This is a genomic window from Gluconobacter sp. P1D12_c (assembly GCF_018812105.1).
GTDB lineage: Bacteria > Pseudomonadota > Alphaproteobacteria > Acetobacterales > Acetobacteraceae > Gluconobacter > Gluconobacter oxydans_A.
In genome coordinates this window covers 1-460 of record NZ_JACSIQ010000444.1, presented here as the reverse complement: position 1 = coordinate 460, position 460 = coordinate 1, and the positions used below count along the sequence as shown (strand labels likewise).

Here is a 460-nt window from a genome sequence, read left to right as displayed (position 1 = left end):
AGCCTGAAGCGTCGCCTGTCTTCCTGTTCCGAACGACACGCAAAACGCAGATTCTCATCAGCAGAATAATCCCGAGCTATAAGCCCAAGGTGCTTGCAGTCAGCAGATATCAGCCAGCAGATATCATCAACAGACCACCCCAGATGGAACACATGCCCAAGCCATGAACGAGGATAATACCCCCCATCATATGACTGAGCTTTGATGACCCTTTGGGCCTCTAATTTCGTATATGAACGACCTACGGATTCCATCCGAGACCACCAGTCTTGGCGGTCTTGTGTTGAACCATCGCCATCAGTTGTGTTATAATACTGATGTGGGTCGGGTTGTGACGTTCCTGCGTCATGAGCCTTCTCCTAACCTATCGGGCTTCTTCGATGTAATCCGCCAAGATATCCATCGATTTAACCTCGACTCACATTCTACCATAAAAATCAGATTATCAAGAACCATCCCA

The 460-nt window shown here is 48.0% G+C and carries 1 protein-coding gene; it reads right to left on the bottom strand.

Annotated features, from left to right (window positions below):
- Positions 1 to 254 (bottom strand): hypothetical protein (locus tag KP705_RS17585; protein WP_215765214.1); only part of this gene is annotated, 254 nt, incomplete at its 3' end.
- Positions 255 to 460 lie beyond the last annotated feature (206 nt).